Below are 11,160 nucleotides of genomic sequence, written 5' to 3'. Positions count from 1 at the left end.
CATTTTTTTACAGCGTGCTTGGGGTGTCTTCCCAGTCGCGATCGTCGTCCTTCGCATCCTGATCCAACACGTTGTAAGCCACCGCGCAAAACAGCGAGTTCAGGCGCTTCATGTCCCCCAACAACCCCAAATGCAGCGAACTGGTCTCGATGCTCTGCACGTTTTGCTGGTGCAGGCGATCGACGTGCGCGTGCGCGTAGCGGCGATCCAGAATGCGGAAGCGGTGCTTGGAACGGCGCAGGCGCTTGGCGCTGGTAACGTCGCCGGACAGGAACACCGACAGCCCCAGACGCAGGTTGCCGATCAGCCGCTCGTGCAGCCCATCCAGCTCCGCCAGCCCTTCCGTCGAGAAGGCCCGGCGCGCGGCGTGCGACTTGGCGCCCACGTCGCCGGCCATGCGTTCGATAATGTCGCCCGCCTGTTCCAGGTTGAGCGCCATTTCGATGATCTCCGCCCAGCGGCGCGAATCTTCCTCGCCCAGATCCTCCTTCTGGATCTGCGCCAGATACAGCTTGATGGCGGTGTACAGCACGTCGACGTCGTCGTCCAGACGCCGCACCTCTTTATCCACCCCTTGCTTGCCGTGCAGCACTTCGCGCTGCAGGATCATCATGTGTTCCACCACGTCGCCCATCCGCAGCGTTTCGCGCGCCGCGTTGGCCAGCGCCAGCGTCGGCGTGTCCAGCGCGCTGGCGTCCAGATGGCGCGGCCTCATGCGCGGATCGTCGGCCGCCACGTCGACGATCAGCCGCTCGCACAGCGTCGCCATCGGCCCGGCCAGCGGGATCATCACCAGGCAGCGGATCAGGTTGTAGAACACGTGGAAATAGATCACCAGTTCTTCGCTGCCGCCAGGCAACTGAGCCATCACATCCGCCAGATAGGCGACGAACGGCAGCACCAGCACGCACCCCACCAGCTTGAACAGCAGGCTGCCGAGCGCTACGCGCCGTCCGGCGGCGTTCTGGCCGCTGGCGTTGATCATCGCCAGCAGGCCGCTGCCGAGGTTGGCGCCGATCACCAGGCAGAGCGCCACCTTCAGCGAAATCACGCCGGACGCGGTCAGGGTGGCGGTCAGCAGCACCGCCGCCAGGCTGGAATAACTGACGATGGCGAACAGCGCGCCAGTCAGGGCGTCCAGCATCACGTCGCCGGTCAGCGACGAGAACAGCACTTTGACCCCGGCCGCCTGGGTGATCGGCGTGGCGGCGGCCACGATCAGCTCCAGCGCCAACACGATCAGCCCAAGGCCGATCAGGACGCGCCCGATCTGGCCGATCCGCATCTGTTTGCGGCTGAGGAACAGGAAGACGCCGACCAGGATCAGCAGCGGCGACAGCCAGGAAAGATCGAAGGTCAGCACGCGCGCCATCAGCGCGGTGCCGACGTCGGCGCCGAGCATGATCACCAGCGCAGGCGCCAGCCCCACCAGCCCCTGAGCGACGAAAGAGGTCACCAGCAGCGCCGTGGCGTTGCTGCTTTGCACCAGCGCGGTCACGCCAATGCCGGAAACGAACGCCAGCGGCTTTTTCTCAACGCTGTCGCTCAACACGCGCCGCAGATTGGCGCCGTAAACCCGCATGATCCCGGTGCGCACGATGTGGGTACCCCACACCAACAGCGCCACGGAGGAAAGCAGGTGAAGAAGGGTCAGCACGGAAGATACGCTCCATTAACGCCCGGCCAAAGGAGGCTGATACCCGATGCCTGTCAGGCGGTGCGGACGGACGGAACGGTTCTGTTCGCCTTAGCCACAGCCGGTAGGCCAAAAGATGACGGATACAGCGCGCGGTCCCGCCTGCCGGGCGTAGGTCTGGCAGGACAGCGGGCGGGCGGCAGACCGCAGAAAAGAAGGGTTAATGCGGCGGCGGAAAGGCCCCGGCGCCGCGCTGCGAAGTCATGCAACTTCCCGCAATACAACAGGTTCCAAGTGTAGCCCAATTTCCGCGCCGTCGGGCCGCAGGTCGGCCACCGACCGGTTGAGCACGTCAACCAGCAATTCTACACCGCGAACCTGAATCCGATAGCGTACCACATTCCCGAGCAAACTGTGGCCCAGGATCACCCCGCCGATCCCCTGCCCGGCCGGCAACAGGCCGATAGACTCGGGCCGGATCGCCACCTTGCCGGCATAGCTGCGCCCGGTCAGCTGGGCGGCCTGTTCGGCGGTCAGCAGGTTATAGTTGCCGATAAACCCGGCGGCGAAGGCGTCCGCCGGCTGGGTATACAGGGTTTCCGCATCGCCGCTCTGCACGATCTGCCCCTGGTTCATCAGCACGATGCGATCCGACAGGGTCAACGCCTCTTCCTGATCGTGGGTGACGAAGATCGCCGTCAGGTTCAGCTCGCGTTGAATGCGCCGGATCTGCTCGCGCAGGTGTTTGCGGATACGCGCGTCCAGCGCCGACAGCGGTTCGTCGAGCAGCAGCAGCCGCGGGCGGGTGACCAGCGATCGCGCCAGCGCCACGCGCTGACACTGGCCGCCCGACAGCTGATGCGGATAGCGCTTCGCCAGATCGCTCAGCTCCACCAGCGCCAGCACCTCCTGCACCCGCTGGCCGATCTGCCCGGCCGCCAGCTTCTGCATTTTCAACCCGAAGGCCACGTTGCCTTCCACCGTCATATTGGGAAACAGCGCATAGCTTTGGAACACCATGCCGATGCCGCGCTTTTGCGGCGCCAGCGGCACCAGATCCTGGCCCTGCAGCAAAATGTGCCCGCTGTCGACCGGGGTCAGGCCGGCCAGGCAGCGCAGCAGCGTCGATTTGCCGCAGCCGCTCGGCCCCAGCAGGGTGACGAACTCCCCCTCTTCGGCGGTGAAATCGATATCCTGAAACACCTGGGTCTGGCCATAGTGTTTGTTCAGGCGGGTGACGTTGAGATAAGCCATCGGGTTAACCCTTGTTTTTATTCAGCAGGTTCGCCAGCCAGGTGACGAGCAGCACCACGGCGAAATAGGAGATGACCAGCGCGCTGGTGAAATGCCCGCTGCCGTTGCGCATGTTGAACAGGTAGACCTGCAGCGTTTCATACTGGCTGCCCACCAGCAGGTTGGCGAACACGAACTCGCCGATCAGAAACGAGAACGACAGCAGCACGGCGATCGTTCCGCCCTTGCGCAGGTTCGGCAGCACCACCAGCAGCGCCGCCTGCCAGGTGCTGGCGCCGAGCAGGTGCGCGGCGTCCATCAGATCGCGCAGGTTGATCGCCTGCATGTTATTGCTGATGGCGCGGTAGATAAACGGCAGCGCGATGGTGAAATAGCAGCCCACCAAAATCCACGGAGTGCCGAGCAGCGGCAGCGGATCGGCGGCGAACAGCTGCATCAGCCCCACCGCCGACACCACCGGCGGCACGGCGAACGGCAGCAGAATCAGCACGTTCATCACCGCGTCCAGCTTGGGAAAGTAGTAAGCGATCACAAACATCGCCGGCAGGATCACCACCACCGACAGCAGCAGCGTGCCGAAGCAGATCAACAGCGAGTGCCACAGCGCCTGCAAAAAGCGCGGGTCGCTCCACAGCGCCGTCAGCCACTTCAGGGTAAAACCGTCCGGCAAAATGGTGGCGCCCCACTGGGTGGCCAGCGCATAAATCAGCGTCGCCGCCAGCGGCAACAGCAGGATCAGCAGCAGCAGGCCGGTCACCGTGCGATGGTACAAGCGTTCAGCACGCGACATGAGCATTCTCCATCCGATTATGAGCGCGCATTGAGGTAGCTCCTGCGCAGCATCCATTGGTGGATCACCGTGATAAACGCCATCATCACCACCAGTAGCATCGCCAGCGCGCTGGCCAGGTTCGGATCGAGGGAGATGTCCCCCGCCACCAGCGCCGAGATACGGATCGGGATCACGTTGAAGTTGCCGGTGGTCAGCGCGTAGACCGTAGCGTAGGCGCCCAGCGCGTTAGCCAGCAGAATGACGAAGGTGCCCATCAGCGCCGGCGCCAGCACCGGCAGGCCGATATGCCGCCAGTAGCGCCAGGGGCCAGCGCCGAGCAGCGCCGCCGACTCGCGCCAATCGGCGCGCAGCGCGTCGAACGCCGGATACAGCAACAGCACCCCCAGTGGGATCTGGAAGTAGGTATACAGCACGATCAGGCCGCTCTTCGAATAGAGGTTGAAACTCTCCATCAGACCGTATTTGCGCAGCAGCAGCGTCAGGCAACCGTTCAGCCCCAGCAGGATGACGAAGGCAAACGCCAGCGGCACCCCGGCGAAGTTGCTGGTCATGTTGGTGAACGACATCACGAAGTCATGAAATCGGGTCTGGCCGAGCTGGCGCAGCGAGTAACTGCCCACTAACGCAATCAGCAAGCCGTAGACGCTCGACCACAGCGAGATCTCCAGCGAGAACTGAAAGGCCTGCAGGTAGAACGGCGAGGTGAGGATATCGACATAGTTGCCCCATCCCCAGCCGCTGCTCTCACTGAAAAAGCTGTGAACGGCGATCCACACCAGCGGGGCGATCTGAAACGCGCCGAACAGCACGATAAACGGCAGCAGGCACAACGCGGCGATCCATTTGGTTTTGCCGTTCATCGCGCATCCTGCGCCAGCAGCGCCCGGCAGCGCGGCTTGTCGTGCGGTGCCTGCAGCAGATCGCAAATCGTGCCGCACAGCTCGGTTTGCTGCGGATCGGCGTCGTCCAGGCTGAAGCCCGTGCCGAACACGAACAGCGGCACCTGGCGCTCTTCCGGCAACACACCGCCGTGGCTGCGATCGTCGTTCATGCCATGGTCGGCAGTGACCAGCACCTGATAACCGGCGGCCAGCCACTCGGGCAGATAGCGCGACAGCGAACCGTCGGCGCGGCGTGCCGCATTGCGGTACTGCGGCGAAGAGAGGCCGAAGCGGTGCCCGGCGTCGTCGATGTTCATCGGGTGGATCAGCAGGAAGTCCGGCTGATGACGCTGGCGCAAGCTTTCGGCGTCGTCGAACAGATGGCTGTCGGGATAGCCGTCGTCGTAATAGAAATGCCCGTGCTGGATCGGCAGCTCAGGCGCGTCGGTATGGCGGTCGCGCGCGGCGTCGAACGGCGTGCGGTTATACAATTCGCTGAACCAATGATACGCGGCGGCGGCGGTGGTCAGCCCGGCGGCGCGCGCGTAATGAAACACGCTTTGTTGATGAGAAAGGCGCGAGACGTGGTTGTGCACCACGCCGCTCTCCACCGGCGTGACGCCGGTGAGGATGCATTCATACAGCGGCCGGGAGAGCGAGGGCAGCTCGCTCTCCAGCAGGTACAACCGTCCGCGTCCCGCCGCGCATTCGGCCTGCAGATAGCCCATGGCGTCGTGCGCCACCCGGTAGTTGAGGCCGTCCAGCAGCACGAGGATCGTTTTCATGGTGCGTTAACTCACTGCTGCATAAACATAATGACGTTTTCCTGCCACAGACGCGGCAGCGCTTTGGCGCTCTGTTCCCAGGCCGCCGGATCGGCGATCGGGTGCGCGTTCTTGTACTGCTCGGCCGGCAGCAGCTTGGCTTTGACGTCGTCCGGCAGCGTCAGATGTTCGGCGCGGATCGGGCGGGCATAGCCGCGCGCCAGGTTGATCTGGCCAGCGTCGGAGAAGATGTATTCGCGCGCCAGCTTGGCGGCGTTCGGGTGCTTGGCGTATTTGTTGATGATGGTGGTGTAGCCGGAGGTGATCGAGCCGTCCGCCGGGATCAGCACTTCAAAGCGGGTTTTGTCGATCTGGTCGCGGTAGTTCAGGCCGTTGAAGTCCCACACCACGCCGACCTGCACTTCCCCTTTCTCCAGCGATGCGATCACCGGGTTACTCAGGCTCAGGCGGCCGGCCTTGGCCAGCTTGCCGAAGAATTCCAGGCCCGGCTTGAGGTTTTTCTCGTTACCGCCCATGGCGTAGGTGGCCGCCAGCACGCCGCTGGCCGCCTGCGACGCAGTGCCGACGTCGCCGATGGTGACCTGATAGCTGCCCTTCAGCAGATCGGCCCAGCTGTGCGGGATATCTTTCACCTGCTGTTTATTGATGATGAAGGCGATGGTGCCGGTGTAAGCCAGCGCCCAGTGGCCGTCTTTGTCTTTCGCCCAGTCCGGCACCTGATCCCAGGTGGAGGGTTTGTACGGCTGCGTTACGCCCTTCTGCACCGCCACCGGGCCGAAGGCCGCGCCGACGTCACCGATGTCCGCCGTGGCGTTGTTCTTTTCCGCATCGAATTTGGCGATCTCCTGTGCGGAGCTCATGTCGGTATCGACATGCTTCAGGCCATATTTGCTCAACAGATCTTGCCAGGTGCCTTTCCAGTTGGCCCAGCTGTCCGGCATGCCGACGCTGTTGACTTCGCCTTCTTTTTTAGCGGCCTGCTCCAGCGCCGCCAGATCGGTATCCGCGGCCCAGCTCATCTGGCTGGATAACACGATGGCACTGGTTAACACAGAAGCGCACAAACGTTTCATAACTGATGCTCCAGGTGGTAGTGTGGGGATGGCTGGACTAGTCCAGCAAGGACCAAACCAATCTAACGGACGAATGTGATAATTATATGTCAGCTTAAAAAAGCGACAGTTTTATCACCCATTGCAACGGCGAAAACGCGACGCTGGTCTACCTTAAGGGAGGCCAAACGCACTGAAACGGGACACCCGCTGTATGAGTGAAGCACCGACGACCGTAGCGACCATCTGCCAAACGCTGAACGCCCGCATCACCGCAGGCGAGTTTGCCGTGGGCGGCAAGCTGCCTTCCGAACGCGCCCTGAGCGAACAGTTCGCCACGACCCGCATTACCTTGCAGGAGGCGCTCGGTCAGCTGGAGGCGCAGGGCGTCATCTACCGCCAGGTGCGGCGCGGCTGGTTCATCTCGCCCCCGCGTCTTATCTACAACCCGCTGCAGCGCAGCCATTTTCACGCCATGGCGCAGCAGCAGGGGCGCGCCGCCCATACCGAGGCGATCGACAGCGCGCTAGTCACGCTCGACGCGCCGCTGGCCGCCCGCCTGGCGCTGCCCCCCGGCGCCGAGGCCTATCGCATTCGCCGGCTGCGCTATATCGACGGGCGCGCGGTGCTGTACTGCGAGCACTACCTCAACCCGGCCTATTTCCCCGGCATTCTGGAGGAAGACCTGACCCAGTCGCTGACCGCGCTGTACGCCGCGCGCTACGGCATCCACTACGGGCGGGTGCGTTTCGACATGCTGCCCACCCTGCTGCCGCAGCAGGCCGCCGCCATGCTGAAGGTGACCTACGGCAGCCCGGCGCTGTTCATTACGCGGGTGAACCGCGATCAGCACGACCGGGTGATCGATTGCGACCTGGAGTATTGGCGTTACGATGCGCTGCACATCGACGTGGAAGCGCAGTAAATGACAAGGGCGCATCGCTGCGCCCTTAAAGAGGAAATCAGTCGGCGTCGTAGCCGAGGTTAGGCGCCAGCCAGCGCTCGACCTCGCTCACGCTCATCCCTTTACGCACCGCGTAGTCTTCCACCTGATCGCGCTGGATCTGCGCCACCGCGAAGTACTTGCTTTCAGGATGGCTGAAGTACCACCCGGACACCGCCGCCCCCGGCCACATGGCGAAGGACTCCGTCAGCTCCATGCCGGTGTGGCGGTTGACGTCCAGCAGCTGCCAGATGGTCGCTTTTTCGGTGTGCTCCGGGCAGGCCGGGTAACCCGGTGCCGGCCGGATGCCCTGATAGTTTTCGCGGATCAGCTCTTCGTTGCTCAGGCTCTCGTCGGCGGCATAGCCCCAGTGCAGCTTGCGCACCTGCTCATGCAGGTATTCGGCGAAGGCCTCCGCCAAGCGATCCGCCAGCGCTTTGACCATGATTTTGTTGTAATCGTCGTGCTGCGCGTCGTAGGCCGCCGCCAACGCGTCCTCCTCCAGCCCGCCGGTCACCGCGAAGGCGCCGAAGTAGTCGGCCTTGCCGCTGCTTTTCGGCGCCACGAAGTCCGCCAGGCAGTAGTTCGGGAAGTCGGTTTTTTCCGTCTGCTGACGCAGATGGCGGCTCGCCGCCAGCACCTCGTCACGCCGTTCGTCGCGGTATACTTCCACGTCGTCGCCGACGCGGTTGGCCGGGAACAGGCCGTAAACGCCGCGCGGGTTGAGGCTGCGCTCGGCGGCCAGCCGATCCAGCATCTGATTGGCGTCGTGGAACAGGCGCTTGGCCTCTTCCCCCACCACCTCGTCTTCCAGGATGCGCGGGTATTTGCCCGCCAGCGACCAGGTCATGAAGAACGGCGTCCAGTCGATGTAGTGGCGCAGCGTCTCGATGCCGGCCGCCACCGGGAACACGCCGAGCTGCCGCGGCGCCGGCGGCTGATAATCGGCCCAGTCCAGCGCCATGGCGTTGGCGCGCGCCTTCTGCAAATCGACCGGCGGCGTGCGCGGCTTTTTACGCGCGTGCTGAATGCGCACCGTTTCATACTCTTTGCGGGTGCGCGCCACAAACTCGTCGCGCTGGGTGGCGGACAGCAGCGCCGACACCACGCCCACGGTGCGCGAAGCATTCTGCACGTAGGTGGTCGGGCCGCTGTAGTTCTGCTCGATTTTCACCGCGGTGTGCGCCTTGGAAGTGGTGGCACCGCCGATCAGCAGCGGCAACCTAAAGCCCTGGCGCTCCATCTCTTTCGCCACGTTGACCATCTCGTCGAGCGACGGCGTGATCAGCCCCGACAGGCCGATGATGTCCACGTTCTCCTCGCGCGCGGTGCGCAGGATTTTCTCCGTCGGCACCATCACACCCAGATCGACGATTTCATAGTTGTTGCACTGCAGCACCACGCCGACGATGTTCTTGCCGATGTCATGCACGTCGCCCTTCACCGTCGCCAGCAGGATTTTCCCCGCAGAGGTGCCCTGTTGCTTGCTGGCCTCGATGTACGGTTCCAGGTAGGCCACCGCCTGCTTCATCACGCGGGCGGATTTCACCACCTGCGGCAGGAACATCTTGCCCTCGCCGAACAGATCGCCAACCACGTTCATCCCCGCCATCAGCGGCCCTTCGATCACTTCGATCGGGCGTTCGGCCTGCTGCCGCGCTTCTTCGGTGTCCAGCTCGATAAACTCGGTGATGCCCTTCACCAGCGAATACTCGAGCCGTTTCTCCACCGGCCAGCCGCGCCACTCCGCCTGCTGTACCGCCGCTTCGCCGTCTTTGCTGCCGCGGTACTTTTCCGCCAGCTCCAGCAGGCGTTCGGTGCCGTCTTCGCGACGGTTGAGGATCACGTCCTCTACCGCCTCGCGCAGCTCGGTAGGCAGATCGTCATAAATCGCCAGCTGCCCGGCGTTGACGATGCCCATGTCCATGCCGTTGCGAATGGCGTGATACAGGAACACCGCGTGGATCGCTTCACGCACCGGATCGTTGCCACGGAACGAGAACGACACGTTAGACACGCCACCGGAGATCATCGCGTGCGGCAGGTGGGTTTTGATATCGGCGCAGGCTTCGATAAAGTCGACGGCGTAGTTGTTGTGCTCTTCAATGCCGGTAGCGACGGCGAAAATGTTCGGGTCGAAAATGATGTCTTCCGGCGGGAAGCCGACGCGCTCGGTCAGAATGTTATAGGCGCGGCGGCAGATCTCGAACTTGCGCTCGCGGGTGTCCGCCTGCCCCACTTCGTCGAACGCCATCACTACCACCGCGGCACCGTAGCGGCGCACCAGTTTGGCGTGATGGATAAAGGCCTCTTCGCCCTCCTTCATCGAGATCGAGTTGACGATGCCCTTGCCCTGAATGCACTTCAGGCCTTTCTCGATAACGGACCACTTGGAGGAGTCGATCATGATCGGCACCCGGGCGATATCCGGCTCGCCGGCGATCAGGTTAAGGAAGCGCACCATCGCCGCTTCGGCGTCGAGCATCCCCTCGTCCATGTTGATGTCGATGATCTGCGCGCCGCTCTCGACCTGCTGGCGCGCCACGTCGAGCGCCTCGTTGTATTTCTCTTCTTTGATCAGGCGCTTGAATCGCGCCGAACCGGTGACGTTGGTGCGCTCGCCGACGTTGACGAACAGGGTGTTGGCGTCGATGGTCAGCGGCTCCAGGCCCGCCAGGCGGCAGGCGACCGGGATCTCCGGCAACCGGCGCGGCGGCACGCCCTCCACCGCGTTGGCCATCGCGGCGATATGTTCCGGCGTGGTGCCGCAGCAGCCGCCGATGATATTGAGGAAGCCGGCCTGCGCCCACTCCCCGACCTGGCGCGCCATCTCGGCTGCATCCAGATCGTACTCGCCGAAGGCGTTCGGCAAACCGGCGTTCGGGTGCGCGGTGACGTAGGTCTCCGAAATGCGCGCCAGCTCGGCGACGTACTGACGCAGTTCGTCCGGGCCCAGGGCGCAGTTCAGGCCGAAGGTCAGCGGCTTAACGTGGCGCAGCGAATTGTAAAACGCTTCGGTCGTCTGGCCGGACAAGGTGCGGCCGGAGGCGTCGGTGATGGTGCCGGAAATCATGATCGGCAGTTCCACCCCCAGCGCTTCGAATTCGGTTTCCACTGCAAAAGCGGCGGCCTTGGCATTCAGGGTGTCGAAGATGGTTTCGATCATGATCAGATCGACGCCGCCCTCCACCAGCGCGCGGGTCGATTCGCGGTAAGCCGCCACCAGCTCATCGAACGAGATGTTGCGGAACGCCGGATCGTTGACGTTCGGCGAGATGGACGCAGTGCGGTTGGTCGGCCCCAGCACCCCGGCGACGTAGCGCGGTTTTTCCGGCGTGCGCGCCGTCCACTCATCGGCGCAGGCGCGCGCCAGACAGGCGGCCTGATAGTTAATCTCGGCGGACAGCGACTCCATGTGGTAGTCGGCCATGGCGATGGAGGTGGAGTTGAAAGTATTGGTCTCAAGGATATCGGCGCCCGCCTCGAGATAGGCGTAATGAATGGCGGTGATCACTTCCGGCTTGGTCAGCACCAGCAGATCGTTATTGCCTTTCAGATCGCTGCGCCAGTCGGCGAAACGCTCACCGCGGAAATCGCGCTCGTCCAGACGGTAGCTCTGGATCATGGTGCCCATGCCGCCGTCCAACACCAAAATGCGCTGCGCTAACTGGCGGCGCAGTTGTTCTACTCGATTCGTCACTGTAACCCCTTCCATTGCCATCCAGCCCATCGCTCAACTGCCGCAAAAACCAACGAGTCATCCTAGCACAGCTTGTAGGGACAAAGGGCCGGGCGACAATTGAGAGTTTTTCAGGT

The 11,160-nt window shown here is 63.3% G+C and carries 8 protein-coding genes; 1 reads left to right on the top strand and 7 read right to left on the bottom strand.

What is annotated here, in order from left to right; genetic code table 11:
• Window positions 1–7 precede the first annotated feature (7 nt).
• The 6 genes from EKL15_RS22945 to EKL15_RS22920 form a co-directional block, all read right to left on the bottom strand.
• A complete protein-coding gene (locus EKL15_RS22945; protein WP_049201530.1) occupies window positions 8–1,657 on the bottom strand; it encodes a Na/Pi cotransporter family protein in 1,650 nt (549 codons plus the stop codon).
• 240 nt (window positions 1,658–1,897) lie between these two features.
• Window positions 1,898–2,890 (bottom strand): ABC transporter ATP-binding protein, encoded by a 993-nt coding sequence (locus tag EKL15_RS22940; RefSeq protein ID WP_087762604.1) that lies wholly within the window; start codon window positions 2,888–2,890, stop codon window positions 1,898–1,900.
• Window positions 2,891–2,894: 4 nt separating this feature from the next.
• Window positions 2,895–3,680 carry an ABC transporter permease gene (locus EKL15_RS22935; protein ID WP_049201534.1) on the bottom strand — a complete coding sequence of 262 codons (786 nt, stop codon included), beginning with the start codon at window positions 3,678–3,680 and terminating at the stop codon, window positions 2,895–2,897.
• Between the two features lie 17 nt (window positions 3,681–3,697).
• A complete protein-coding gene (locus EKL15_RS22930) occupies window positions 3,698–4,543 on the bottom strand; it encodes an ABC transporter permease subunit (protein WP_039569690.1) in 846 nt (281 codons plus the stop codon).
• Window positions 4,540–5,349: an alkaline phosphatase family protein gene (locus EKL15_RS22925; protein ID WP_100397036.1), complete on the bottom strand. Its 810-nt coding sequence runs from the start codon at window positions 5,347–5,349 to the stop codon at window positions 4,540–4,542. The genes EKL15_RS22930 and EKL15_RS22925 overlap by 4 nt, the downstream gene beginning before the upstream one ends.
• A gap of 11 nt (window positions 5,350–5,360) precedes the next feature.
• A complete protein-coding gene (locus EKL15_RS22920; RefSeq protein WP_100397035.1) occupies window positions 5,361–6,422 on the bottom strand; it encodes an ABC transporter substrate-binding protein in 1,062 nt (353 codons plus the stop codon).
• A gap of 193 nt (window positions 6,423–6,615) precedes the next feature.
• Here EKL15_RS22920 and EKL15_RS22915 point away from each other — a divergent pair, with 193 nt between their 5' ends.
• Window positions 6,616–7,326 carry a UTRA domain-containing protein gene (locus tag EKL15_RS22915; protein WP_089186521.1) on the top strand — a complete coding sequence of 237 codons (711 nt, stop codon included), beginning with the start codon at window positions 6,616–6,618 and terminating at the stop codon, window positions 7,324–7,326.
• 37 nt (window positions 7,327–7,363) lie between these two features.
• On the opposite strand, the gene metH is transcribed toward EKL15_RS22915, so the two are convergent.
• Entirely contained in the window at window positions 7,364–11,059 is a 3,696-nt protein-coding gene (metH, locus tag EKL15_RS22910) for a methionine synthase (RefSeq protein ID WP_100397034.1), read from the bottom strand.
• Window positions 11,060–11,160: the final 101 nt, after the last annotated feature.

The organism is Serratia sp. 4542 (genome assembly GCF_016805595.1).
GTDB lineage: Bacteria > Pseudomonadota > Gammaproteobacteria > Enterobacterales > Enterobacteriaceae > Serratia > Serratia nevei.
The sequence above is the reverse complement of the archived record's forward strand: the minus strand, read 5'-3'. Positions and strand labels throughout refer to the sequence as shown.

Coding starts and splice junctions, on each gene's coding strand:
- EKL15_RS22940 (WP_087762604.1), bottom strand. CDS start 2,890: ATGGCTTATCTCAACGTCACCCGCCTGAACAAACACTATGGCCAGACC.
- EKL15_RS22935 (WP_049201534.1), bottom strand. CDS start 3,680: ATGTCGCGTGCTGAACGCTTGTACCATCGCACGGTGACCGGCCTGCTG.
- EKL15_RS22930 (WP_039569690.1), bottom strand. CDS start 4,543: ATGAACGGCAAAACCAAATGGATCGCCGCGTTGTGCCTGCTGCCGTTT.
- EKL15_RS22925 (WP_100397036.1), bottom strand. CDS start 5,349: ATGAAAACGATCCTCGTGCTGCTGGACGGCCTCAACTACCGGGTGGCG.
- EKL15_RS22920 (WP_100397035.1), bottom strand. CDS start 6,422: ATGAAACGTTTGTGCGCTTCTGTGTTAACCAGTGCCATCGTGTTATCC.
- EKL15_RS22915 (WP_089186521.1), top strand. CDS start 6,616: ATGAGTGAAGCACCGACGACCGTAGCGACCATCTGCCAAACGCTGAAC.
- metH (WP_100397034.1), bottom strand. CDS start 11,059: ATGGAAGGGGTTACAGTGACGAATCGAGTAGAACAACTGCGCCGCCAG.